The sequence below is a fragment of the Streptomyces sp. NPDC053542 genome (genome assembly GCF_044544685.1).
Lineage (GTDB): Bacteria > Actinomycetota > Actinomycetes > Streptomycetales > Streptomycetaceae > Streptomyces.
Window position 1 is genome coordinate 116,605 of record NZ_JBITXL010000006.1, and the last position, 25,293, is coordinate 141,897.

18 protein-coding genes and 1 riboswitch are annotated in these 25,293 nt (G+C 72.2%); of the genes, 2 read left to right on the forward strand and 16 right to left on the reverse strand.

The window, feature by feature from the left end; translation table 11 throughout:
• Positions 1-36 precede the first annotated feature (36 nt).
• The 14 genes from ACIGXO_RS18360 to ACIGXO_RS18425 all read right to left on the reverse strand — a co-directional run bounded on the left by ACIGXO_RS18360 (position 37) and on the right by ACIGXO_RS18425 (position 17,684).
• Positions 37-1,350 (reverse strand): class I SAM-dependent methyltransferase, encoded by a 1,314-nt coding sequence (locus tag ACIGXO_RS18360; RefSeq protein WP_399787409.1) that lies wholly within the window; start codon positions 1,348-1,350, stop codon positions 37-39.
• A gap of 268 nt (positions 1,351-1,618) precedes the next feature.
• Positions 1,619-3,001, reverse strand: a complete 1,383-nt coding sequence (locus ACIGXO_RS18365; protein ID WP_399787412.1) for an NAD(P)/FAD-dependent oxidoreductase — start codon at positions 2,999-3,001, stop codon at positions 1,619-1,621.
• A gap of 422 nt (positions 3,002-3,423) precedes the next feature.
• Complete coding sequence (locus ACIGXO_RS18370) at positions 3,424-4,365, reverse strand: exopolyphosphatase (RefSeq protein WP_399787415.1); 942 nt, start codon at positions 4,363-4,365, stop codon at positions 3,424-3,426.
• On the reverse strand, positions 4,362-4,907 hold the full coding sequence (locus tag ACIGXO_RS18375) for a DUF501 domain-containing protein (RefSeq protein WP_399787418.1): 546 nt from the start codon (positions 4,905-4,907) through the stop codon (positions 4,362-4,364). The genes ACIGXO_RS18370 and ACIGXO_RS18375 overlap by 4 nt, the downstream gene beginning before the upstream one ends.
• Positions 4,908-4,950: 43 nt before the next feature.
• Positions 4,951-5,340 (reverse strand): septum formation initiator family protein, encoded by a 390-nt coding sequence (locus ACIGXO_RS18380; protein ID WP_399787421.1) that lies wholly within the window; start codon positions 5,338-5,340, stop codon positions 4,951-4,953.
• 132 nt (positions 5,341-5,472) lie between these two features.
• Positions 5,473-6,753 (reverse strand): phosphopyruvate hydratase, encoded by a 1,281-nt coding sequence (gene eno, locus ACIGXO_RS18385; RefSeq protein ID WP_399787424.1) that lies wholly within the window; start codon positions 6,751-6,753, stop codon positions 5,473-5,475.
• A 356-nt stretch (positions 6,754-7,109) separates the two neighbouring features.
• Positions 7,110-7,781 (reverse strand): transglycosylase family protein, encoded by a 672-nt coding sequence (locus tag ACIGXO_RS18390; RefSeq protein ID WP_399787427.1) that lies wholly within the window; start codon positions 7,779-7,781, stop codon positions 7,110-7,112.
• Positions 7,782-7,784: 3 nt separating this feature from the next.
• Positions 7,785-7,997, reverse strand: a riboswitch (cyclic di-AMP (ydaO/yuaA leader).
• Between the two features lie 233 nt (positions 7,998-8,230).
• Positions 8,231-9,157 (reverse strand): transglycosylase family protein, encoded by a 927-nt coding sequence (locus ACIGXO_RS18395; protein ID WP_399787430.1) that lies wholly within the window; start codon positions 9,155-9,157, stop codon positions 8,231-8,233.
• Between the two features lie 275 nt (positions 9,158-9,432).
• The gene (locus tag ACIGXO_RS18400; protein WP_399787432.1) at positions 9,433-10,764 is read right to left on the reverse strand and encodes a cytochrome P450; all 1,332 of its coding nucleotides are present in this window, start codon (positions 10,762-10,764) and stop codon (positions 9,433-9,435) included.
• A gap of 159 nt (positions 10,765-10,923) precedes the next feature.
• Complete coding sequence (locus ACIGXO_RS18405) at positions 10,924-11,889, reverse strand: nucleoside triphosphate pyrophosphohydrolase (RefSeq protein ID WP_399787435.1); 966 nt, start codon at positions 11,887-11,889, stop codon at positions 10,924-10,926.
• A 71-nt stretch (positions 11,890-11,960) separates the two neighbouring features.
• A complete protein-coding gene (locus tag ACIGXO_RS18410) occupies positions 11,961-12,590 on the reverse strand; it encodes a SurA N-terminal domain-containing protein (protein WP_399787438.1) in 630 nt (209 codons plus the stop codon).
• 190 nt (positions 12,591-12,780) lie between these two features.
• Complete coding sequence (locus tag ACIGXO_RS18415) at positions 12,781-14,517, reverse strand: protein kinase (protein ID WP_399787441.1); 1,737 nt, start codon at positions 14,515-14,517, stop codon at positions 12,781-12,783.
• Complete coding sequence (locus ACIGXO_RS18420; protein WP_399787444.1) at positions 14,514-15,233, reverse strand: hypothetical protein; 720 nt, start codon at positions 15,231-15,233, stop codon at positions 14,514-14,516. Before ACIGXO_RS18420 ends, ACIGXO_RS18415 begins: the two co-directional genes overlap by 4 nt.
• Before the next feature lie 243 nt (positions 15,234-15,476).
• A complete protein-coding gene (locus tag ACIGXO_RS18425; protein WP_399787447.1) occupies positions 15,477-17,684 on the reverse strand; it encodes an N-6 DNA methylase in 2,208 nt (735 codons plus the stop codon).
• 263 nt (positions 17,685-17,947) lie between these two features.
• Between ACIGXO_RS18425 and ACIGXO_RS18430 the strand changes: the two genes are divergently transcribed.
• A complete protein-coding gene (locus tag ACIGXO_RS18430) occupies positions 17,948-18,772 on the forward strand; it encodes a DUF4190 domain-containing protein (protein WP_399787450.1) in 825 nt (274 codons plus the stop codon).
• A 196-nt stretch (positions 18,773-18,968) separates the two neighbouring features.
• Here the strand turns inward: ACIGXO_RS18430 and ACIGXO_RS18435 are convergent, their stop codons facing one another.
• A complete protein-coding gene (locus ACIGXO_RS18435; RefSeq protein ID WP_399787453.1) occupies positions 18,969-19,682 on the reverse strand; it encodes an HNH endonuclease family protein in 714 nt (237 codons plus the stop codon).
• A 350-nt stretch (positions 19,683-20,032) separates the two neighbouring features.
• Here ACIGXO_RS18435 and ACIGXO_RS18440 point away from each other — a divergent pair, with 350 nt between their 5' ends.
• Positions 20,033-21,499, forward strand: a complete 1,467-nt coding sequence (locus ACIGXO_RS18440; RefSeq protein WP_399787456.1) for a DUF2079 domain-containing protein — start codon at positions 20,033-20,035, stop codon at positions 21,497-21,499.
• Positions 21,500-21,552: 53 nt separating this feature from the next.
• Here the strand turns inward: ACIGXO_RS18440 and mfd are convergent, their stop codons facing one another.
• A complete protein-coding gene (mfd, locus tag ACIGXO_RS18445; RefSeq protein WP_399787458.1) occupies positions 21,553-25,089 on the reverse strand; it encodes a transcription-repair coupling factor in 3,537 nt (1,178 codons plus the stop codon).
• Between the last annotated feature and the right edge of the window lie 204 nt (positions 25,090-25,293).

Genomic DNA, 25,293 nt, shown 5'->3' on the forward strand with positions numbered 1-25,293 from the left:
GGTCCGCGCGGACCGGGGCTGTCGCGTCCGCGCGTCTCAGCCGCGCCACTCCCGTGCCCGCAGCGGCATGCCGGACGCCCCGCCCTCCGGCGTACGGACCGCGAGGACCTGGTTCACGCCGATGCGGTTGCGCTCGAAGGAGAGCGCCGAGGCGGCCATGTACAGCCGCCAGACGCGCGCCCGGCCCGGCGTCGTCAGGCGGGTGGCGCGGTCCCAGTGGCGCTCCAGGTTGGCCACCCACTGGCGCAGCGTCAGCGCGTAGTGCTCGCGGATGGCCTCCACGTCGCGCACCTCGAAGCCGGCGTCCTCCAGCGCCCCGACCGTCCGCCCGACCGGGGCCAGCTCGCCGTCGGGGAAGACGTAGCGGTCAATGAACTCGTCGACGCGGTAGCTGTCCTCGTCGGGCATCGGCCGCCGCGCGATCTGGTGGTTGAGCAGCCGCCCGCCGGGCTTGAGCAGGGCGAACAGGTCGGCGGCGTACTCGGCGTACCGGGCCCGGCCGACGTGCTCGGCCATGCCGATGGAGGAGATCGCGTCGTACGGGCCGTCCTTGACCAGGCGGTAGTCCTGCACGCGGATCTCGATGCGGTCGGCGAGCCCGGCGTCGGCCACCCGCTTGCGGGCGTACGCGGCCTGCTCCTCGGAGAGCGTGACGCCGACCGCGCGCACGCCGTAGTGCTCGGCGGCGTGCAGCACCATCGAGCCCCAGCCGCACCCCACGTCCAGCAGCCGCTCGCCCTCCTTGAGGTTCAGCTTCCGGCAGATGAGGTCGAGCTTGTCGCGCTGGGCCTCCTCCAGCGTCGCCTCGGGGCTCTCCCAGTACGCGCAGGAGTAGACCATCGACGGGCCGAGGACCAGCTCGTAGAAGTCGTTGCCGACGTCGTAGTGGTGGCTGATGGCCTGCTTGTCGCGGCGCAGGGTGTGCAGCGGGCCGTGGGACTTCGGGGCCTCTTCGGCGGGCGGGCGGGGCGGGATCGGGGCGCCGGCGAGCGAGAGGAGTTCGCGGACCGCGCTGCGGATCTCGGGGCGGGCCAGGGCGCGCAGCACGGCGGCGCGCCGCGGCTTGCCCTGGTCCTCCGGGCCGCGCTCCCAGATCATTTCGGCGAGACCGTCCAGGGCGGCGTAGAGGTCCCCGTCGACATCGAGGTCGCCGGCCACCCAGGCGCGCGCCAGGCCCAGTTCGCCGGGCTTGAAGAGCAGGTGGCGCAGCGCGCGACGGCTGCGGAAGACGAGGGCCGGGGCTCCTGGCGGACCGGACTCGCTGCGGTCCCAGGCCCGGATGCGTACGGGGAGCGGGGCACCCAGTACCTCCTCCGCGAGCTTGGTGAGCCGTCCAGCGGCGTCGGCCATGTCGCACACCTCCGTTATGACGAGTCGGGGCGAGATAGATTCACCCACCACGTAAACGCCTGATGGGGTCCCGGTAGTCCCGTTCGTTCGTAAGGGAACAGCAAAGCCCGTTACGGGCGCCATTGTGAATACGCCGAAGGGACGGCTCGTACGACCGGCGTGCGCACCGGCACACGGATACGCCGAAGGGCGCCTGCCCCACGGATGGCAGGCGCCCTTCGGCGTGTGTACTGCGTGGCTTCCCGACGTGTGGTCAGGAAGCCGGTGTTCAGGAAGCCTTGGCGGTCTTCTTGTCCTCGGCGGCGGCCGGCTTCGGCGCGGGCTTGGCGGCCTCGTAGAACTCCTCGCGGGGGTTCTCCATGGCGCCGAGCGAGACGACCTCGCGCTTGAGGAACATCGCCAGGGTCCAGTCGGCGAAGACGCGGATCTTGCGGTTGAAGGTCGGCATCGCCATGCCGTGGTACGCGCGGTGCATGTACCAGGCCAGCCGGCCCTTCAGCTTGATCTTGGTCTTGCCCAGGACGATCATCGCGACGCCCTTGTGCAGACCGAGGCCCGCGACCGCGCCCTTGTTGGCGTGGCTGTACTCCTTCTGCGGGAAGCCCCGCATGCCGGAGACCACGTTGTCGCCGAGGACCTTGGCCTGGCGCAGCGCGTGCTGGGCGTTCGGCGGGCACCAGGCGTTCTCGTTGCCGTTGGCGCGGCCGACGAGGTCCGGGACCTGGGCGTTGTCGCCCGCGGCCCAGATGTAGTCGGTGCCCTGCACCTGGAGGGTGGCGGCGGTGTCGACGTGGCCGCGCGGGCCCAGCGGCAGGCCGAAGCGGGACAGCGCCGGGTTCGGCTTGACGCCCGCGGTCCACACGATGGTGTTGGCGTCGACCTCGAGGCCGTTGTTCAGGACCACGTGGCCGTCGACGCAGGAGTCCATGCCGGTCTTGAGGTAGACCTCGACGCCGCGGCCCTCGAGGTGCTCCTTGCCGTAGGCGCCGAGCTTCGGGCCGACCTCGGGGAGGATCTTGTCGGCGACGTCGACCAGGAGGAAGCGCATGTCCTCGCGCTTCACGTTCGTGTAGTACTTCGCGGCGTCGCGGGCCATGTCCTCGACCTCGCCGACGGTCTCCGCGCCGGCGAAGCCGCCGCCGACGAAGACGAAGGTCAGCGCCTTGCGGCGGACCTCCTCGTCCGTCGTGGAGTCGGCCTTGTCCAGCTGCTCGAGAACGTGGTTGCGCAGGCCGATGGCCTCCTCGACGCCCTTCATGCCGATGCCGTTCTCGGCCAGGCCGGGGATCGGGAAGGTGCGCGAGACCGCGCCCATCGCGATGACCAGGTAGTCGAAGGGCAGCTCGTACGCCTCGCCGACGAGCGGCGCGACGGTGGCGACCTTGCGGTCCTGGTCAATGGTCGTGACGCGGCCGGTGAGGACCTCCGCCTTGGGAAGCACACGCCGCAGCGGAACCACGACGTGGCGCGGAGAAATGCTGCCGGCCGCAGCTTCGGGGAGGAAGGGCTGGTACGTCATGTACGAGCGCGGGTCGACGACCGTGACGGTCGCCTCGCCGTACCGCATCTTCTTGAGGATGCGGCGTGCCGCGTACAGACCTACGTACCCACCGCCTACAACGAGGATCCTGGGACGCTCCGTGGTGCTCATGTCATCGAGTATCCACCCCCACTTGGGGGGTCGCTCGTGAGGGCCTTCACAAGCACGGAAGAGGGGTCTGCTACACTCCGCGCCTTCGTGATCGACGCCATAGCGCCACAGGGGAACCACAATCCACGGCCGAGCGTTGGACACCCCTTCTCATCAGCGGTTGCACGCCTCTGTGAGGCTGGACCACTGGCCGCATAAGCGCTTCTTTAACACCGCCGAAAGCGCACATTCCCCGGGCCGGCCGCCCAAGTGAGCTCCGTACGGCGTCCCGACGGGCGGTTTGTTCGCCCGGCGAGCTCTTTTTTCATGTGAAGAGTTTCACGAACTTTCTCGGCGACACCTCGCGAAGGGGTCCCGGAACGCGGCATTCGCCCGCTCCGAGGCCCCTCCCGGACACCTCTCAGAGGCCCTCAACGGCCCTCTCAGGCGAGGCTCCAGCCGATCCCGTCCAAGATGTCGTGCTCGGAGACGACGACCTCCTGAGCGCCCGTACGCTCCATGATCGACAGCAGTACGAGGGCGCCCGCGGCGATCACGTCCACCCGGCCCGGATGCATCACCGGGATCGCCGCGCGCTCGTCGTGCGTGGAGGCGAGCAGCCGGTCGGTGATCTCGCGGACCTTGGCCAACGGGATCCGCGCGTGGTGGATCGCGGCCGAGTCGTACTCCTCCAGGCGCAGCGCGATCCCGGCGAGCGTCGTCACCGACCCCGCGAGGCCGACCAGCGTGTGCGCCTCGCCCAGCGGCACGGTCTCCGCGGCCTCGTCCAGCGCCGCGGCGACGTCCGCCTTTATGGCGGCGATCTGCTCGGCCGTCGGCGGGTCCGTGACCTCGCCGTCGTGCACGAGGTGCCGCTCGGTCATCCGCACACAGCCGACGTCCACGGAGCGCGCCGCCCGCACCGAGTCCGCGCCGAGCACGAACTCCGTGGAGCCGCCGCCGATGTCGACGACCAAGTACGGCTTCTCCAGGTCGTCGCGCCCGGTCAGCTCCTTGGTCGCCCCCGTGAAGGAGAACTCCGCCTCCTGGTCACCGGTGATCACCTCGGGCTCGACGCCCAGGATGTCGACCACCCCGCGCACGAAGTCCTCGCGGTTCTCCGCGTCGCGCGAGGCCGAGGTCGCCACGAAGCGCAGCTTCTCGGCGCCCAGCTCCTCGATCACCGTGGCGTACTCGCGGCAGGCCGCGAAGGTCCGCTCCAGCGCCTCCGGCGCCAGCCGGCCGGTACGGTCCACGCCCTGGCCGAGCCGGACGATCTTCATCCGGCGGTCCAGGTCCTTCAGCTCGCCCGTCTCCGGGTCGGCGTCCGCCACCAGCAGGCGGATGGAGTTCGTACCGCAGTCGATGGCCGCGACCCGGGTCACTTGGCGTCTCCTTCTCCGTCACCGGCGCCGCACGGGCTCACGCACGGCCCCTTCTTCCACCACTCCGGCAGCATCGCGATGGCCTCGTCGCCCAGCGGGTTCACGCCGGGACCGGCCGCCAGCGAGTGCCCGACGAGCACGTGCAGGCACTTCACGCGGTCCGGCATGCCGCCCGCGCTCGGGAAGCCCTGCAGCACCTCGATGGCGTCCCGGCGGCGGATGTAGTCCTCGTGCGCCGCGCGGTAGGCGGCGGCCAGCTCCGGGTCCGTGGCCAGCCGGTCGGTCATCTCCTTCATCACGCCGTTCGCCTCCAGCGTGCCGATCGCGGAGGCCGCGCGCGGGCAGGTGAGGTAGTACAGCGTGGGGAAGGGCGTGCCGTCCTCCAGGCGCGGGGCCGTCTCGACCACGTCGGGGTTGCCACAGGGGCAGCGGTGCGCGATGGCGCGCAGGCCGCGCGGCGGGCGGCCCAGCTGCTCCCGGAACGCCGCGACGTCCGCGTCGGTGGGCTCGGTGGGCTCGGTCTGGGGAGGCGGCGTGTCCATGCAGGCTTCTCTTGTCGTCAGGGTTGAACGGTCGGCCGCCCCATCATCCCCCGGCGGCCCTGTGGCGCGCGTCGGCGGAGTCCAGGCCGGACCAGATGGCTTGGTACCAGGGGCGCTGCACGGCACTCCCGCCGGCCCGCGGCCGGCTCGCGCCGGTGCCGTCCACGACGGTGTAGCCGGTCTCGCCCGGCAGCACGTAGTGCAGGTGGCGGCGGGCCTGCTGGCGTACGTAGGCGGGGTCCTGCCAGCGCGCCTTCTCCTGGCGCAGCCGCTGCACCGCCTCGCGGGCCGTCTCGGCCTCACGGCGCTGCTCGGCGATGTCCGAGCGCTGGGAGACGTACGCCCTTATCGGATACGCGAGGGCCACGACCAGCGAGCACAGCACGAGCACGAGGAGCGCGGCGCGCCCGGTGAGCCGGCTGCGGCGGAACACGGTGGCCTCCCCTGGATGGCTGCGTACACGACGGCGTACGTACGTCCCCGGCAACGGTACGGGACCGCTGCCGGGGACGTACGGAAGCCGAGAGAGTCTCGGCCGGGGCTGTATCAGCCGTTAGGCCGGTTCTCAGCCCTTGAAACGCGGAAACGCGCTGCGGCCCGCGTACACCGCCGCGTCGTCGAGGATCTCCTCGATGCGCAGCAGCTGGTTGTACTTGGCGACGCGCTCGGAGCGGGCCGGGGCGCCGGTCTTGATCTGGCCGCAGTTGGTGGCGACGGCCAGGTCGGCGATGGTGACGTCCTCGGTCTCGCCCGAGCGGTGCGACATCATGCACTTGAAGCCGTTGCGCTGGGCCAGCTCGACGGCGTCCAGGGTCTCGGTCAGCGAACCGATCTGGTTGACCTTGACCAGGAGGGCGTTGGCCGAGTTCTCCTCGATGCCGCGGGCCAGCCGCTCGGGGTTGGTGACGAACAGGTCGTCGCCCACGAGCTGCACCTTGTTGCCGAGCTTCTCGGTGATGACGTTCCAGCCGGCCCAGTCGTCCTCGAAGAGCGGGTCCTCGATGGAGACGAGCGGGTACGAGGCGACGAGCTCCTCGTAGTACTCGGTCATCTCGGCGGCCGAGCGCTCCTTGCCCTCGAACTGGTACTTGCCGTCCTTGTAGAACTCGGAGGCGGCGACGTCCAGCGCGAGCGCGATGTCCTGGCCGGGGGCGTAGCCGGCCTCCTTGATGGCCTCGAGGATGAGGTCGAGGGCCTCACGGTTCGAGCCGAGGTTCGGGGCGAAGCCGCCCTCGTCGCCCAGGCCGGTGGCCAGGCCCTTGCTCTTCAGGACCTTCTTGAGGGTGTGGTAGACCTCGGCGCCCCAGCGCAGCGCCTCGGAGAAGGACTCCGCGCCGATCGGCGCGATCATGAACTCCTGGATGTCCACGTTGGAGTCGGCGTGCGAGCCGCCGTTCAGGATGTTCATCATCGGGACGGGCAGGACGTGCGCGTTCGGGCCACCGAGGTAGCGGAACAGCGGCAGGTCGCTGGCCTCGGACGCGGCGTGCGCGACGGCCAGGGAGACGCCCAGGATCGCGTTGGCTCCCAGGGAGCCCTTGTTGTCGGTGGCGTCCAGGTCGAACATCGCCTGGTCGATGAGGCGCTGCTCGGTGGCGTCGTAACCGACCAGCTCGGGGCCGATCTGCTCGATGACGGCCAGCACGGCCTTCTCGACGCCCTTGCCGAGGTAACGGTTCGGGTCGCCGTCACGCAGCTCGATGGCCTCGAAGGCGCCGGTGGAGGCGCCCGACGGCACGGCCGCGCGGCCGGTGCTGCCGTCGTCGAGGCCGACCTCGACCTCGACCGTGGGGTTGCCTCGCGAGTCGAGGATCTCGCGAGCTACGACGACGTCGATCGACGGCACGTTGTCTCCTTCATGGGTGTCATCTGGAGTTCTGCAGCACGAGCCTAACGGCCCGGGGACCGTCCGCCTGCCCCTAGCCCCGTCTGTGAGACGAAAAAGGACCCAAAGGCCCGCAATACGGGAGGTAACGTCCACGATTTGCAGCGGACGTATGGGATGAATCGGTCCGTACGCATCTGAGCGGGCGCCCGCCCGGATGGCCGTCCGGGCGGGCGCGGAAACGGGAAAGCCCCGCCGGGCGCGCTCGGGGGTTCGCGCCTGGCGGGGCAGTCTCACGACACAACCGCAACCATCAATTGAGCAACCCCCACGGCGCCCAGCGGGGTCCGCGAGAGCGGCGGCGGTTTAGCCGCAAATCAGATGCTCAGCTTCTGGCCCGGGAAGATCAGGTTCGGGTTGCCGCCGACCGTCGACTTGTTGGCCTCGTAGACGGCCTTCCAGTTCTTGCCGTGCGCCTTGGCGATCTTGCCCAGGGTGTCGCCGGACTTCACGGTGTAGTTGCCGTGGCCGGTCACCGGCTTCGGGTCGGCCTTGGGCTGCACGGGCTGCGGCTTCGCGGCCTGCTGCTGCGGCGCGGCCTGCTGCTTCGGGGCCTCCTGCTTCGGGGCGGCCTGCTGCTGGGCCTGGCCGGAGCCACCGGTGTTGACCTGCGCGGACGGGCCACCGGCGGTCAGGCCGCCGGCACCGGCGCAGCCCCAGGCACCCGGGCCCTGCATGGCGAGCAGCTTCTCGGCGGTGGCGATCTGCTGGTCCTTGGTGGCCAGGTCGGCACGGGCCGCGTACTTGGTACCGCCGGCGGCGGCCCAGGAGGAGTTCGAGAACTGCAGGCCACCGTAGTAGCCGTTACCGGTGTTGATCGACCAGTTGCCACCGGACTCGCACTGGGCGACCTTGTCCCAGGTGGCGACCGAGGCGGCGTTGGCGGAACCGGCCGTCATCAGCGGGACGGCCACGGCGGCGCCGGCGACACCGGCGAGCGTGACGACGCGGACGGCCTTCGAGGGGCGGCGGTGCTTGCCCTTGAGCATGTTGTTCTTCCTCACCGACGCCTGCGAGGTGAGCTGTCGGGTTCGGGCTGTGAGTGGCCCGGCCGGATGCGCTGTCCGCACATCCGGCTTCACCCCAAGCCGGCCGCTGCGTTTCCGCTGCGGTACGGCACTTACCTTGGGTCCCCCGCTCCTGCCTACGGCGCTTGCGCGACGGTTGTCCGACCGATCACCGGCAGGATTCGGCGAATGATCGGCGGGCTCGCTTGGTGCGAGCGGTGAAGAACGTAAACACACACCCTTCGACGGTTCAAACCACCTTTTCGTAGGACAGTTGGCGGTTTTTGATCACCGGAGACATCCATTTGCGCAGGTCGAACACGGTATGGAAAGAACGGGACAGGCCGGACGGAATGCCGCGGGACGAGACCCATGTCTCACTTTCCCCAATTGAGGGCAACCATCGCGCACTTAGGGCCTGCGGCCCCCGGTCACTGCCCGAGGTCGAGTCGCTGACCTGGCCGGATAAGGTCCGGATCAGCTCCGATGACGCCCTCGTTGGCGTCGTACAGCCCGGTCCACCCCTCGGCGAGTCCGTGCTCCGCCGCGATCGCGGAGAGGTTGTCGCCGGGCCGCACCGTGTACACGCCGTCGCCCTCCCCGGTACCGCGGTGACCGTCACCGCCGCGCGAGGCGTGCCGCCCCTGGGGGCGCCCGTCCTTGCCGTCGCCCTTGCCGTCGTCGGCGCCGCCACGGTGCCGGCCGGTACCGGGCGCGGAGGCGCCGCCGTCGGACGACGCGGGCGGCTCGGTGGCCCCGTCGGAGGGCTGTTCGGCCGAGGGGTCCGAGGGCTCGGCGGTGGGCTGCTCGGAGGGGCTCTCGGAGGCGTCTTCGGAGGGCTGCGCGTCGCCGGAGCCGGCATCGGCGTCACCGGAGGGCGTGGCCGACGGCTCGTCGGTGGCGCCGTCCGTGGCGCCGTCGGACGGCTGGGTGTCGCCGGTGTCCGTGCCGCCCTCGAGCCCGTCGCCGATGCCGCCGTCCGAGGGCTCCGGCGCCGGCGTCTGCGTGCCGCCCGGGTCCACGTCCGGTATCAGCCCGTCCAGGTCGAGGCCGGCGTTGACCGAGCAGCTCGGCCAGGCGTCCGGGCCGCGGTCGTTCAGGATCGACTCGGCGACCGCAATCTGCTGGGAGCGGCTGGCCAGGTCCGGGCGCTCGGCGTAGGACTCGCCGCCGTAGTCCTTCCACATCTCCAGGGTCAGCTGCAGCCCGCCGTAGAAGCCGTTGCCGGAGTTGGCACTCCAGATGCCGCCGCTCTCGCACAGCGCGACACGGTCCCAGGTGGCGGTGTCGGCGGCCTGGGCGCCGCCCGCGGTGAGCAGCGGCAACGCCAGCCCGGCCCCCGTGACGGAGGCCGCCACCAGGAGGGCGGGAGCCTGACGGGGTCGGCGGTGTCTACCGTTGCCGGAGCGCATGCGAGTGCCTTTCGAGCGGCGGCTTGAGTTGTCGCAGGCAAAGTAACGGGGGCCCGCTCCGGTCTCAACCCGGTGTAGCCGAGATCACGCCCGGGTCACGCTGCTGACGCCGGATCAATCCGGCCCGGCCCCGGCGCCCTTGGCGCATTCCGGTACGTACGCGAATGCCCTTTCTGACAGGTCGTCGGGACGCGGCCCGGCACTCCGCCCGGGACGTTGCGCTATGCGCCTTTTGGGGCGTCGGACGACGCGCCGTCCGGAGCCCCGGGCGGCGTCTCCCGCGCGCTCTCCGGCGTGAATCCCACCGGCAGCGCCCGCAGCCCGCGCATGATGAGGCCGCCGCGCCACCGCAGGTCATCGGGGTCGGCGGCCAGCCGGAGGTCGGGCAGCCGGGTCAGCAGGGTCGCCAGCGCCGCACGGCCTTCGAGGCGGGCGAGCGGCGCGCCCAGGCAGTAGTGGATGCCGTGCCCGTACCCGAGGTGCTGGTTGTCGCGGCGCCCGAGGTCCAGCGTGTCCGGCGCGTCGAACCGCTCCGGGTCCCGGTCGGCGGCCGCCAGTACCACCAGCACCGGGTCGCCCGCGGCGATCCGCTGCCCGCCGATCGTCAGCTCCTGCGTCGCGAACCGCCAGGTCGCCAGCTCCACCGGGCCGTCGTAGCGCAGCAGTTCCTCGATCCCGGTGGCGAGCAGCTCCTCGTCGCCCGCGGCCAGCGCGGCCTGCAGCCGCGCCCGCTGCTCCGGGTTGCGCAGCAGCGCGTAAGTACCGTTTCCGATCAGGTTGACCGTCGTCTCGAACCCGGCGAACAGCAGGATGAAGGCCATCGCGGCGGCCTCGTTCTCGGTGAGGTGCTCGCCGTGGTCGGAGGCCCGGATGAGGGCCGAGATCAGGTCCTCGTCCCCGGTCTCCTCGGCCGCCAGCGACTCGCGCTTGCGGTGGATCAGATCGGCCAGATATGCCCGCATCTTCTTCACGGACCGGGCGACCCCGCCGCGCGGCCCTCCCCCGTGCCGGATCATCATCCCGGCCCAGTCCCGGAAGTCGTCCTGGTCCTCGCGGGGCACGCCCAGCAGGTCGCAGATCGCGTAGATGGGGAGCGGGAAGGCGAACTCGTGGATGAGGTCCGCCTCGCCGCGCTCGGCGAAGCCGTCGATCAGCTGGTCGGTCAGCTCCTGTACGCGCGGCGCGAAGCGCGCCACCGTACGCGGCGTGAACGCCTTGGAGACGAGCCGGCGCAGCCGGGTGTGGTCCGGCGGGTCGATGTTGAGCAGGTGCGTCATCAGGTTGGCGCTGCGCTCGCCGGGGATGCCGACCTTGCCCTTGCCGTGCGCGGCCTCGCTGTGGTGCTGCGGGTTCTTGGAGAGCCGGGGGTCGGCCAGCGCCTCGCGCGCGTCCGCGTACCGGGTGACCAGCCACGCCTCGACCCCGCTGGGCAGCGCGGTGCGGTGGACGGGCGCGTGCTCCCGCAGCCAGGCGTACGCGGGATAGGGGTCGGCGGCGAACTCCCAGGTGAAGAGCTCGGGACAGGCGGAGGCGGAGGCGGTGGTCTCGTGCACCTCTCGACCGTAACCGGTTGTCCACAGGCGCCGGTGACTGTCAGTGGCGGGCGGTAGCTTTTGGGTAGTGCGGTGGAGGTGGGGGAGGGGCCTTTGCCGTGGATCCCGGGTCTTCGTGGTTGGGAGAGGGAGGGGCCCTGCCAGGAAACAGCTGGCCGCCTACCCCGCCCGCTCCGCCGCCAAGATCGCATCCCGGTACGTCCGCGCCGCCGCCCGCAGCGCCGTCTCCGGGTCGGTGCCCTCCGCCTGGGCCCGTACGGCCAGCGTCAGCAGCTCGTACCCGATGCCCTCGCCCGCGACCGGCACGTCGAGCCCGGCCGTACGGGCCCGCGAGGCCAGCTTCGCGGCCAGCGCCAGCGCCGGCTGACCCAGCGGTACGCCCTCCGTCACCGACTCGCGCTGCTTCTCGACGGCCTTCGTCCGCAGCCAGTGCGCCCTGACGTCCTCCGGCGTCGCGGCCTCCGCGTCGCCGAAGACGTGCGGATGCCGGTGGATCAGCTTGTCGACGATGATGCCCGCGACATCGTCGATCGAGAACGGCTCGTCAGGGTCGTCCTGGGCGATCCGGGAGTGGAAGACGACCTGGAGCAGCACATCGCCCAGCTCCTCGGCGAGCGCCTCCCGGTCCCCCTCCTCGATCGCCTCGACCAGCTCGTACGCCTCCTCCAGGCCGTACTTCGCCAGGTCCTCGTGGGTCCGGATGCCGCTCCACGGGCACGCGACGCGGATCTGGTCCATGACCTGTACGAGGTCCAGCAGCCGGGCGCCCGGCAGATCGTACGAACCGGGCAGCAGCTCCAGGTCGGGCATCGCCTCGCGGCCCGACCCGGCGAGCCGGGCCAGCCCGTCGGTCAGCGCGCTCTCGCCGTCGGCGGAGGTCAGCACGACGGCGGTACGGGCCTCCGCGACGCAGTAGTCGACCAGCTCACGAGCGCTCGGTACGGACGCGGTCTCGACGGCGATGCCCGCCTCGGCGAGGTACGGCAGCTGCGGGTGGTCCGGGTCGGCGCACAGCACGCGGTCGGCGTCGCGCAGCGTCTGCCACGCGGGCCAGGACAGCAGGCCGGGTGCGACCCGGTGGCTGGTGGTGAGCAGGACCAGGCGGCCGGTGGCGGAAGCGTTCACCCGTCGAACGTAACGCACCGCCGGACCGGGTGCGGGACGGCCCTGCCCTCCCGCACCCGCCCGCGCGGGCCTCACACCTGCTGCTTCTGCTCCGTCCGCACCCACGGGGTCTTCGCCTCGCCGAGCATGACCTGGCGGTCGTCCCACTTGCCGAAGCGCGGGTTCACCTCGATCCCGAGGTCGCGCGAGGTCTTGGCCAGCGCCTGGGCCAGCCGCTGCTGCCCCTGCGGCGACTGGCGGTTCACGCCCAGCTTCTTCGCGATCCCGTCCATCAGGATCTGGTTGCGCACCACCCCGTCGATCTCGCCCGGCGCGATGGCCTGCTGCAGCCACATCGTCTTCAGCCGGTCGGCGCCACCGGCCCGCCGCTCGGCGGCGGACCGCCACTTCTGCACGTCGGAACGGCTGGCCTCGACGCCGGCGTCCTTCGCGCTGCGCGCCAGTACCCGGTCGAAGATCATGCTGTTGAGCGTGGCCAGGCTGAGCCGGCCGGTGTTCTCGATGAGCTGCGCGCCCTGCGGGGCGCCTTCCTGGGCGGTACGGACGTTCTTCACCCGCGCCTGGAGCTGCGCCACGGTGATCCGCTCGCCTCCCACGACGGCCGCGGCACCTGGGTGCGCGTCACTGCCGCAGGCGGACAGGAGCGGGGCCGCCACGATCACGGCGGCGGAAACGGAGAGCGCAGTCCTACGGCGGAGCATTCGGCCTCCCGGCGAAGATCATGAACGACAGCGGGGGCCTTCCACAGCACCTCGCGGGCGTATCAGTCCTGGCGTTGATCGATGGTATGGAGTCCGCGCGGCGCGGACCAGCAATTCGACCAACGATTGCGGCACTTTTGTGTTTCGTGCCGCAGGGCCGGTGGCCCGGGCGCGGCGGCCCCGCTGCCGCTCAGCGGACGCGGGCCAGCCACTCCAGCGTCCGGCGCACCTCCGCGGGGAAGGCGTGATGCGCGCCGTGCACCCGCTCCGCGTCGTACAGCAGCCGGGCCAGCGTCTCCTGCGCCGCACCGCGCTCGCCCAGCGCGAGCAGCAAGTGGCCGATGGAACGCCGGATCTCCAGCGGCCGTACCGGGTCGTCGGACGCCGCCTCGAAGTGCGGCAGCAGCGTGCGGTACTCCTCCAGGGCCGCCGCGGCCTCGCCCAGCTGCTCCAGGCACTGCGCCGCCTCGAAACGGAACTGGAGCGCCTGGTGGGCCGCCCGCGGACCGGAGCCGCGCGCGAACTCCTCGGCCAGGAGCCGCAGTTCCGGCAGCGCACGCCGGTACTGCCCGTCGTCCATCAGCGTGGCCGCGTACTGCTTGCGCAGCGTACGCACGACCGGCGAGTGCTCGCCGTGCCGCGCGGCGGCGGCCGGCAGGATGCCGCCCAGGATGTCGACGGCCCGGGTGATCCGCCCGTGGTCCAGCAGCCGCTTGACCTCTTCCACAGCGGCGGCGACGTCCAGCCCGAGGGGAGCGGGTGACGGTACCGAGGCCGGCGTACGAGGGTCCGTACCCGGCGGCACGGGCACCTGCGATGCGGCAACGGCCGGTACGTGCACGGGCTGTACCGGCACGGACTGAACGGATATGGGCGGTACGGACACGGGCGGTGCAGCCGGTGCCCGTATCTCCGAAATCGCCCCAGCAGCCACCGGTACGGCTGCCGTCATCGGTACGGCCGTCACCGTCGGCCCCGCGGCGGCCGGCCGCGCCGCGCGGCTGGGCCACGGTGCGTGCGGCAGCAGGAACGGCCGGGTCGGGTCCATGGGCGCTCCCGTGCCCGCTCCCTCTCCCCCTCTTCCGGAGCCGGCGTGCGGGAGCAGCGGGGCCAGCGCCTGGTACACCTCCTGCGCGTCGGCCGGGCGGTGTTCGGGGTCCTTGGCCAGCAGCCGCAGCACCAGCGCTTCCAGCGCCTCGGGCACGTCGGGGCGCAACTGCCGCACCGGCACCGGCATCTCGTACAGATGGCGGTGCAGCACGCCCAGCGCCGTCGATCCGGCGAACGGCACGGACCCGCTGAGCAGTTCGTGCAGCAGCACGCCCAGCGCGTACAGGTCGGTGTACGGGCCGACCGTTCCGCCCATGGCCTGCTCGGGCGCCATGTAGGCGGGGCTGCCGATGGGCGAGCCGGTGTGGGTGAGGCGCGTGGTGTCGGTGTCCAGCGCGGAGGCGATGCCGAGGTCCAGGACGGTGACCGTGCCGTCCGCCTTGACCATGACGTTCCGCGGCTTGAGGTCGCGGTGCACGATCGGCACCGCGTGCACGGACGCCAGCACCGCGCACAGCTGCGCCGCCACGCACACGGCCCAGGCCCAGGGGTACGGGTCGTGCTCGGCGAGGTGGTCGGCGAGGTCGGCCCCCTCGACGTACTGCATGACCAGGTAGAGGTCGTCGCCGTCGCTGCCCGCGTCGTGCACGGTGACCAGGCCGGGGTGGTCGACCTGCGCGGTCACCCGGCACTCGCGCGCGAAACGGTGGCGCAGCTCCTCCGCGTCGGGCGCGCCGGCCAGCCGGTCGGGGCGGAGCAGCTTGACGCCGACCCGGCGGTCCAGGCGCCGGTCGTACGCGATCCAGACCTGGCCCATGCCGCCCTGGCCGAGCAGCGCGGAGAGTTCGTACCGCTCGGCGATGACTCTGCCGTTCACCGTCCTTCCCCCTCATGCCGCCCGTCGCCCCCGGCGCCCTCACCCCGGCGGAGGTACTCGCTGAGCTCATCCAGCTCGGCCCGCACCCGCTCGATGCGCTGCGGCCGCGGCTGCGCCTGCGGCGACTGCGGACGCGTGGGGGCGGGGGCGGGAGTGGAGGCCGGAGCGGCGTACGGGTTGGGCTGCGCGTATCCGGCCGGAGCAGCTCCGGAGCCTCCGTACGCGGGTCCTCCGTACGCGGGGCTTCCGTAAGCGGGGCTTCCGTAGGTGGAGCCTCCGTAGGTGGGGACTCCATACGCGGGGCCTTCGTACGCGGAACCTTCGTACGCAGGGGTCCCGTACGGCTGGGTGGTCCGGCCGTGGCCGGCCGGGCTCGCCGCGAGCGCACGGGCACGGGCCCGGATGTCGACCACGAGGTAGTACGCGACCGCACCCGCCATCTGCAGCAGTATCAGGGCCAGCGCGACGTCCCCCCGCCAGTCGCTCTCGGGCACCGAACCCACCACGGCCAGCAGCGGGATGGTCAGCGCCGCGTCCACCCCGAAGATCCACCAGCCCACCGGCCGCCGGTGCACCAGCGCCGCACGCAGCAGCGTCACCCAGGCGAGCATCCCGATACTGAGCACGGCGATCGCCACGAAGACCACTCGCAGCAGCACGACCGTGCCCGCCTTGGGAAGGCGGGGCGGTGGCGGAGCCGGGGCAGGGCCGTGCATTGCTGCTCCTGGTCGGTATGGCCGTCGTGGCGGTTTTTTTCGAGCGTATATACCGACACCGACAATGCCGCCGGGGTTGTACGGAACCGCATCGCGGTCCGGTCACAACCGCCGCCCGACCACGGGCCGGAGCCGCCGAGTGCCCACGGTGCCACTTCCGAAACCCCGGCACCGGCTCACCCCGGCCGTACAGCGGTCATCCCGACCGCACCCCGGTCCCCCAGTCGCCCCGGTCACCCCCGGTCACCCAGGCGGTATGGACCCGTCCGTCAGTCCGTCGTACAGGCCCTGCGCCAAGCGCTCGCCCAGCCGGGCCGATTCGCGCAGCGCCTCCTCGAAGGCGGCGAGCGCCCGGAAGCGTTCGCCGTAGCCGCGCTGCTCGGCCGGGGGCAGCCGGGGCAGTTGGAGGCGGCGGACGTCGAGCCGGGTGGCGGTGGAGGCGTAGCTGCTGGCCTGGCGGTTGTTGGCGGTGCCGCGCAGGAATCCGGCGAGGAACCAGGGGTCCAGCGCGGCCGGGTCCGGCCGCAGCAGGAAGAGGTTGCGGCCGAGCGCGGCACCCTCGGTGGCGGCGTCGACGACCCGGGCGATGGCGCCACCGCCCAGGACCGGCACGACGACATCGCCCGCCTGGAGGAGGACGGGCTCTTCGGGGGCGTCCCCGGTGGCCGGTTCGGGCAGGGTGCCGGACGGCGGCGTGCCGCCGATGACGTCGTGCTCGGTGAGCTGGACGGGGCCCTCTCCCGGGGCGGCCGTGCCGGGCCCGCCGGCCCGCAGCAGCAGCGCGCCGGCCCGGGCCAGCTCGCCGACGGTGGTCAGCGGCCAGCGGGCGGGCGCCGCCCGGCCGGTGGGCGCGGGGGCCGGCGCGAGATCGGTGGTACGAGCGAGGGCGGCGGTCAGCTCCTCGTGCGCGCGGGCCAGTTCGGCGGGGCCGCCGCCCGCCGCGGGCGGCGGGAGGTGCCGGGCCGGGGCGAGGTCGACGTCGTCGTCCAGCAGGTCGATGGCGGCCAGCGAGCGCCGCACGCCCGGCTGTTCCTCGATGCCGCCCTCGTGGTCGAAGGTCCGCCAGGCGTCCAGGACGGTGGCGCGCACGGTCTGCCAGTCGAGCTTGTCCCGGCCGCCCGGGGCCAGTTCGGCGGTGTCGACGACCAGGAGGTGGGGGGCGGGCGGCGGGGCGCTGCCCGGGCGGTGCAGCACCCACAGGTGCAGCGGGATGCCGTACGGCGGGGCGGCGCCGGCGGGCAGTGCGATGACGGCCCGCAGCGCGCCGCGGCGCAGCAGGTCGGCGCGGATCCGGCGGCCGGAGCGGCGGGAGGCGGCGGCGGGCGGCATGAGCAGGACGGCCGTACCGCCCGTCTTGAGGCGGGCCAGCGCGTGCTGGACCCAGGCCAGCTCCGATTCCGTACGGGCCGGGAAGCCGTACTCCCAGCGGGGGTCGTAGGCCAGGGTGTCGTGGCCCCAGTTGCGCTCGTTGAAGGGCGGGTGGGTGAGGACGGCGTCGACCGCGAGGTCGGGGAAGGCGTCGTCCCGCAGGGTGTCGGCGGCCTGGATCCGGACCTGGGTCTCCGGCGAACGCAGGGCCAGGCGCAGGGCGGTGAGCGCGGCGAGGTCGGCGTCGGCCTCCTGGCCGTAGAGCTCGGCGGGCCCGGGCCGGGCCTGAGGGTCGGGGCCGTCCCCTTCTCCCTGGGGTCCGTCCTTTTCTCCCTGGGGTCCGTTCTTGGCGTGCGGCGCTTGCGCGGGGGCCGGCTCCTGCGCGGGGTAGAGCAGGGTGCCGGTGCCGGCGGCGGGGTCCAGGACGGTGGCGGCGGGGCCGGCCAGCTCGGCCATGAGGGCGGCGAGGCCGGGCGGGGTGAGGGTGTATTGCCGGGGGTTGGCGTCCAGATGGCGGCCGAGCAGGAACTCGTACGCATACGGAGCGCCTTCCGCGTCCTCGGCGAGCTCGGCGGCCGCCCGGACGAGGGCGCTGGACGGGGCGAGGCTCTCGCGGGTGAGGCCCGTGACGGGGTGGGCGGGGCCGAGGCGGGCGGTGAGGACGGCGTCGAGCGCGGGCGGCAGCAGACCGGTCAGCTCGGCGTCGTCGTCGGCGCGGGCGAGTCCGCGCCAGACGGCGGGGCGGTCGCGGACGAGGAGGAGGACGGCTCCGACGTGCCGCAGGGCCGTGGCGGCGCCGGCCGGGTGGCCCACGACCTGCTGCCACACCCGCTCGCGCAGCGGCACTTCGGCGAGCTTGCCCTGGTCGCGCAGCCACTGCTCGACGGCGGTCAGCGCGAAGGAAGGGCTGGTCTCCGTCCCCCCTACGGGCCTGGGGAAGTCGGCGTGCCGGCGGCGCCAGTTGCTGACCGCGGCCCGGCCCACGCCGGCGAGGCGCGCGATACCCGCGGCGGTCACCTCCGCCGCGACCGCGGCTTCCACCGCGGTCTGCGCTGGGGTCTCCGGTGTTGCGTTCTCCGGCACCTGACTGGCTCCCGTCCGATCGCTCCGTCGCGTCTGTGTCGCCTGTGTCAGCGAGCATACCCACGACACAGCCCCGAACCCCTTCACGCCGTGAATTAACTCTTTCCTGTGAACCGTGTTGACTCGGTTCACAGCCTCTGCTGTTATTGAGCCATCGCGACACGAGCTTCACGTTTCTCAGCTTTCTCCTCGTTCTTCTCCTCTCTCTTACTTCAGGTCGTTTCGTCAGAACCGATCGAGACTCCCGGAAGGGACCCACAGCCATGTCCCAGCAGATGCAGTTCCCGCCCGGCGCCCCGGTTCCGACGGGCGTCCCGGCTCCGCAGGCCGCGCGCAACGGCCTGGGCATCGCGGCCCTCGTGCTCGGCGTGATCGGCGTCCTGTCCGGTCTGATACCGCTCTTGTTCTGGTTCGCCGGCACGCTCGGCCTGCTGGCCCTGATCTTCGGCCTGGTCGGCCGCGGCCGCGCCAAGCGCGGTCAGGCCACCAATAAGGGGGTCGCGCTGGCGGGCGTGCTGCTGGGCATCGCCGGCCTGATCCTGTCGGTGGTCGGTGCGGTCATCACCTTCACCGCGGTCAAGGACACGGTCGACGAGATCAACAAGTCGCTGGACACCTCCACCGCGCAGCCCAAGGGCGGCGACGCGAAGGGCGAGGACGCGGCCGACACGGGCGGCGACACGAAGGACGCCGCGGGCGAGGCGCTGCACGCCGGCGACACCGCCGAGTACGACACCGGCCTGAGCGTCACGGTGTCCAAGGCATCGGCGTACAACGTCGGCGAGTTCGCCGTGGGCCACAAGGAGGGCCAGAAGGCTTACAAGGTCACGGTGCAGCTGCAGAACAAGGGCAAGGAGAAGTTCGACAGCACCCTGACCCTGGTCGAGGCGCGCGCGGGCAAGGACGGCAAGGCCGCGGAGCAGATATTCGACGGCACGGTCGGCGAGGGCTTCAACGGGAAGATCCTGCCGGGCAAGAGCGCGAGCGTGGAGTTCGCCTTCGACACCCCGGCGGGGGCGAAGAACCTCGACGTCGAGGTGACGCCGGGCCTGGACCACGAGGCGTCCCAGTGGGACCTGGGTCTGTGACCTGCCACTGACCACCCAGTGACCACCGGCGCCGTGCCCGGCCAGCCACCCAGGCTGACGGGCACGGCCGCCGTGCTCGCGCCTCTCCCCCGCACCGCCCGGGAGAACGCCGCGGTAGCCCGCTTCGCTCGGCGGCGGCCGGCCCCGCCCGGCCTGTCGGCCAGTGCGCGCGGAAGAAGTGCGGGCCCTTGGCCGGCTAGTCGGCGTGGAAGCGGGACGGGGCCTCGGTCGGGTTGCCGCCGGTGGGGAGCTTTTCGGACGGGCAGGTGTTCAGCACCTTCCCCATCGCCGCCTTCTCCGCGCGCGTCACCCACAGGCCGTACTTCTTCTTCACCGCGACCTGCTGGGCGATGTAGTCGCAGCGGTAGCCCTTGTTGGCGGGCAGCCAGGTGGCCGCGTCGCCGTCGCTCTTCTGGCGATTGGCGGAGGCGCCGACCGCGATGAGGTTCAGCGGATCGTTGGCCAACGCGATCCGCTTGCCGGCCGGCCACTGCTGGGCGCCCTTCTGCCAGGCGTCCGACAGGGCCACGACGTGGTCGATGTCGACGAGGCTGCTGCCGCGGCGGAAGATCACCCGCTGTCCGGTGTAGGGGTCCTTCGCCAGTTCTCCCCTGGAGACCTTGCAGTGGCCGTCCTGGTACTGCACCTGCGTCAGGTCGCGCTTGAGGATGTCCTCGCGGGTCGGGCAGCCGTTGCTGTCGGTGTCGGCCCAGGCGGTGCCGAAGCGGTCCCGCTCGTATCCGGTCTTCGGGGCCCGGCCCTTGACCGTGAGCGAGCCGAGCGCCGCGAGCGCGCTGCCCGGTTCACCCGTCGCCGTGGGAACGTCCGGGCTCCGCTTGCCGTCTCCTTGAGTGCTGCCGCCGAGCGGGTTGCAGCCGGCCAGGGCGAGGGTCGCGGCCAGGGCCGTCACGGAGAGCGCGGCACGGCGTACGGGAAGCGGTGACCGTATCAAGGGGGGACATCCAATCTTCGGTTGCGTCGCGGCGATTTTTGATTGCGTCACGGCGGTCTTCGGGGGCACGGCGGTCTTCGGTTCGGCGTGCGGCCGGGACAAGCGGCCAGGTCGGGCGGGCGGTCGGGGCGGGTGTCCGCCCCCTGGCGACCGTACGTCTCATCGGCCACCTTGTATGACGGGGCGTCCGATTCGATGGTTTCGAGTACCTTTCGGAAGCTGAGACGACAGAGGCCGATACGGCAGACGCCGATACGGCAGAGAGAGCAAGTACAGCGCTCGGCGAGCGAGGAAGAGTAAGGATCCGCATGGACACGGCCGAAGCAACCGCGACGGACGAGGCCGGCGCACGGACCCCGGCCGCGGCGCCCGGCCGTACCGGACGGAGGCCGGGCCGCCTCGCTGTCCGGGCCGCCGCGTTGCGCGCCCCGCGCCTGGATCCGTACTGGACGGCCGCCGCCCTCTTCGCCCTGTTCGCCGCGTTGTCCGTGCAGCGGTACCGCACCATGGGCACGATCTCCTGGGACCTCGGGATATTCGAGCAGGTGGTCCGGTCCTACGCGCATGTCCAGGCACCCGTCGCCGACCTCAAGGGCCCCGGCGCGAACATCCTCGGCGACCACTTCAGTCCGGTACTCGCCCTGCTCGCCCCGCTCTACCGGTTACTGCCCTCGCCGGTGACCCTGCTCGTCGCGCAGGCGGCGCTCTTCGCGCTGTCCGCCGTGCCCGTCACCCGATGCGCGGCCCGGCTGCTCGGCCGCCGTGCGGGGCTCGCCGTCGGCATGGCGTACGGGCTGTCCTGGGGGCTGCAGCGCGCGGTCGACTTCGACTTCCACGAGATCGCGTTCGCGCTGCCGATGATCGCCTTCGCGCTGGAGGCGGTCATCGGCGGGCGCTGGACCGCCGCGGTGTGCTGGGCGGCCCCGCTGGTCCTGGTCAAGGAGGACCTGGGGGTGACCGCGGCGGCCATCGGCGTGATCGTCCTGATCCGGGCCCGGCGCGCGGTGCCCGCGGCCGTCGCGCTGACCCTCTTCGGCCTGGCCGCCACCGCGCTCACCCTCGCCGTGATCATCCCCGCCTTCAACGGCACCGGCTCGTACGACTACTGGAGCAAGCTCAGCGGCGACGGCGGCCCGGCACCGCTCATCCCCGTGGACACGGCCGTCCGTACGATGCTGTGGATCCTGCTGCCCACCACCGGCCTGCTGGCCCTGCGTTCACCGCTGCTGCTCGCCGCGGTGCCGACCATCGGCTGGCGCTTCGCCTCGCACGACGACCACTACTGGGGCACCGACTGGCACTACAGCGCCGTCCTGATGCCGGTGGTCTTCCTCGCGCTGGTCGACGCGCTGCCCCGGTTCCGTACGAGCGGCCGCCCCTGGCTGCGCAGTTACGCCACGCACCTCCCGGCCGCCGCGCTCGCCGCTGCCCTCGCGCTGACCACGACGCTGCCCGTCGCCCGGCTCACCGAAGCGGACACCTACCGCACGGAGCCCTCCGTCGGCCAGGCCGAGGCGCTGCTCGGCCGCATCCCCGACGGTGCCACGGTCGAGGCCGACGTCTGGCCCATCAGCCGGCTCACCGGCCGTACGACGGTGTACTGGATAGGCGACACCCGCGGCATCGCCCCCGACTACATCGCCGTCCAGCTCCGCGACGGCCGGACCACCCCGCAGGCCCTCGCGGACGCCGGCCACCGCCATCCCGGCGCGGTGTACGTACCGGACGGCGAGGCCGGCGGCCTCACCCTCCTCAAACGCGCCACGAAGGACTGAGGCGCGGCCCCCGCCAGGCCCCCAGAGCCGACGTCACGACCCCAGTACCGACGTCACGACCCCAGTACCGAGGTCAGGAACTCTCCCACCCAGGCCAGCAGTTCACGGCCGACCAGCGGCTTGCCGCCGATCTTGCCGGTGGTGGGGCGGGGCACCAGGACCTGGTGGGTGGCGGGCTTGATGACCGTACGCGGGTACAGCCGCTTCAGGCGCAGCTCCTGGGACTCGCGCAGCTCGACCGGGCCGAAGCGGATGTTGGAGCCCTGCAGGGTGATGTCGGTGACGCCGCAGGCGCGGGCGAGCATCCGCAGGCCCGCGACCAGCAGGAGGTTCTCCACCGGCTCGGGGAGCTTGCCGTAGCGGTCGGTCAGCTCCTCGCGTACCGAGGCGATGTCCTCCTCGGTGTTGGCGGCGGCGATCGCGCGGTACGCCTGGAGGCGCAGGCGCTCGCCGGGGGCGTAGTCGTGCGGGACGTGCGCGTCCACGGGCAGCTCGATCTTGACCTCGAGCGGCGGCTCCTCCTCCGCGCCGCCTTCCAGGGAGGCGCGGTAGTCCGCCACGGCCTCGCCGACCATGCGGACGTACAGGTCGAAGCCGACGCCCGCGATGTGGCCCGACTGCTCGCCGCCGAGGAGGTTGCCCGCGCCGCGGATCTCCAGGTCCTTCATCGCGACGTACATGCCGGCGCCCATCTCGGTGTGCTGGGCGATGGTGGCCAGCCGCTCGTGCGCGGTCTCCGTGAGCGGCTTCTCGGGCGGGTAGAGGAAGTAGGCGTAGCCGCGCTCGCGGCCACGGCCGACCCGGCCGCGCAGCTGGTGGAGCTGGGAGAGGCCGAAATTGTCGCCTCGTTCAACGATCAGGGTGTTGGCGTTGGAGATGTCGATGCCGGACTCGACGATGGTCGTGGCGACCAGCACGTCGGACTTCTTCTCCCAGAAGTCGACCACGACCTGTTCGAGGGCCGATTCCGACATCTGGCCGTGGGCGGTCGCGATGCGCGCCTCGGGGACGATCTCGCGGAGGCGGGCCGCGGCCCGGTCGATGGACTCCACACGGTTGTGGATGTAGAAGACCTGGCCCTCGCGGAGCAGTTCGCGGCGGATGGCGGCGCCGATCTGCTTCTCCTCGTACGGCCCGACGAAGGTGAGGACCGGGTGCCGCTCCTCGGGCGGGGTGGTGATGGTCGACATCTCGCGGATGCCGGTCACCGCCATCTCCAGGGTGCGGGGGATGGGCGTCGCGGACATCGTCAGCACGTCCACGTTGGCGCGGAGCTTCTTCAGCTGCTCCTTGTGCTCGACGCCGAAGCGCTGCTCCTCGTCGACGATGACCAGGCCCAGGTCCTTGAACTTGGTCTCGGAGGAGAACAGCCGGTGGGTGCCGATGACGATGTCGACCGAGCCGTCCTTGAGGCCCTCCAGGGTGGCCTTGGACTCGGTCTCCGTCTGGAAGCGGGAGAGGGCGCGGACGTTGACGGGGAACTGGCCGTAGCGCTCCGTGAAGGTGCCGAAGTGCTGCTGCACGAGGAGCGTCGTCGGGACCAGCACGGCGACCTGCTTGCCGTCCTGGACCGCCTTGAAGGCGGCGCGCACCGCGATCTCGGTCTTGCCGTAGCCGACGTCGCCGCAGATCAGCCGGTCCATCGGGACCGACTTCTCCATGTCCTCCTTGACCTCGGCGATGGTGGTGAGCTGGTCGGGCGTCTCCGCGTACGGGAACGCGTCCTCCAGCTCGCGCTGCCAGGGGGTGTCCGGGCCGAACGTGTGGCCGGGCGCCGCCATCCGGGCCGAGTACAGCTTGATCAGGTCGGCCGCGATCTCCTTGACGGCCTTCTTGGCGCGCGCCTTGGTCTTCGTCCAGTCGGCGCCGCCGAGGCGGTGCAGCGTCGGGGCCTCGCCGCCGACGTACTTGGTGACCTGCTCCAGCTGGTCGGTGGGGATGTAGAGGCGGTCGCCGGGCTGGCCGCGCTTGGCGGGCGCGTACTCGACGAGGAGGTACTCGCGGGTGGCGCCCTGGACCGTGCGCTGCACCATTTCGATGTACCGGCCCACGCCGTGCTGTTCGTGCACGATGTAGTCGCCCGCTTCGAGGGTCAGCGGGTCGATGGTCTTGCGGCGGCGGGCCGGCATCCGCGTGGCGTCCTTGCCGGCGGCCTTCTGGCCCGAGAGGTCGGTCTCGGTGAGCACCGCCAGCTTGAGCTGCGGGTCGACGAAGCCGTTGTCGATCGAGCCGCAGGAGACGTGCACGAGGGACGGGGAGATCTCCGTCAGCTCCGGGTCCAGACGCGCCGCGATGCCCTCGCCGCCGAGCACCTCGACCGTACGGGCCGCGGGGCCGTGGCCCTCGGTGAGGTAGACCGTGCGCCAGCCGTCGGCCAGCCACTGCTTGGTGTCGGCGAGGGCGCGCTGGGTGTCGCCTCTGTACGTCTCGGGGGCGTGCATGCCCAGCTTGAGGGTGTCCCCGTCCGTCTCGCCCGCCTCGTCGGCGGCGAACTGCGAGACCGACCACCACATCATGCCCAGCTCGCGGGCGCGGTCCCGGACGTCCGCGATGCCCCACAGGGAGGCCGCGCCGACATCGATGGGGGCCTCCCCGCCGCCGGCCGTTGCCGCCCAGCTGGCCTGGAGGAATTCCTGGCTGGTGGCGACCAGGTCGGCGGCGCGCGTGCGCACCCGCTCCGGGTCGCAGACCACCGCCATGGAGCCCGCCGGCAGCACGTCCAGCAGCAGCTCCATCTCGTCCACGAGGACCGGCGCGAGGGACTCCATGCCCTCCACCGCGATGCCCTCGGCGATCTTGCCGAGCAGCTCGCCCAGCTCCGGGTGCTGCTCGGCGAGGGCCGCGGCCCGCTCCCGTACGGAGGCGGTGAGCAGCAGCTCTCGGCAGGGCGGCGCCCACAGGCCGTGCTCGGCGATCTCCAGGGAGCGCTGGTCGGCGACCTTGAAGTACCGGATCTCCTCGACGTCGTCGCCCCAGAACTCGATCCGCAGGGGGTGTTCCTCGGTGGGCGGGAAGACGTCCAGGATGCCGCCGCGGACCGCGAACTCGCCGCGCTTCTCGACCAGTTCCACCCGGCTGTACGCGGCGGCCGCCAGGCCGTCCACGATCTCGCCGAGGTCGGCGCTCTCGCCGCTGCGCAGCGCGACGGGCTCCAGGTCGCCCAGCCCCTTGACCTGCGGCTGCAGCACGGACCGGACGGGCGCGACGACGACCGAGACCGGGCCGGTCGCCGGGTCGTCCTTGCTGGGGTGGGCGAGCCGGCGCAGCACGGCGAGGCGGCGGCCGACGGTGTCCGAGCGGGGCGAGAGGCGCTCGTGCGGCAGGGTCTCCCAGGAGGGGTACTCCACGACGCTGTCCTCGGGGAGCAGCGAGCGCAGCGCGGCGGTCAGGTCCTCGGCCTCCCGGCCGGTCGCGGTGACCGCGAGCACCGGGCGCTGGGCGTCGCGGGCCAGCGCGGCGACGGCGAAGGGGCGGGCGGCCGGCGGGCCGACCAGGTCCACGTGGGGGCGGTGCCCGTCGGTGGCGGCCTCGACCGCTTCGGCCAGCGCCGGGTCCCGTACGACGGCGTCGAGCAGTCCTGTCAGGCTCATGAAAAGGCTTCCGTCCCAGGGAGTCGGACAACGCGGGTGCCGCCCTGCGGCGGCTCGACGGCCGGCACCGCGGGCGGGCCAGGATCTCCCAGCGTACGCCGGGCCGCGTGGCGGATGGGGTCAACGGGGTGGTTCCGGGAGCGCGCACCGGTGCACCGCCGGTGTGGCCGGTCGCGCGGCTCTCCGCGCGCTCGGCCACGACGG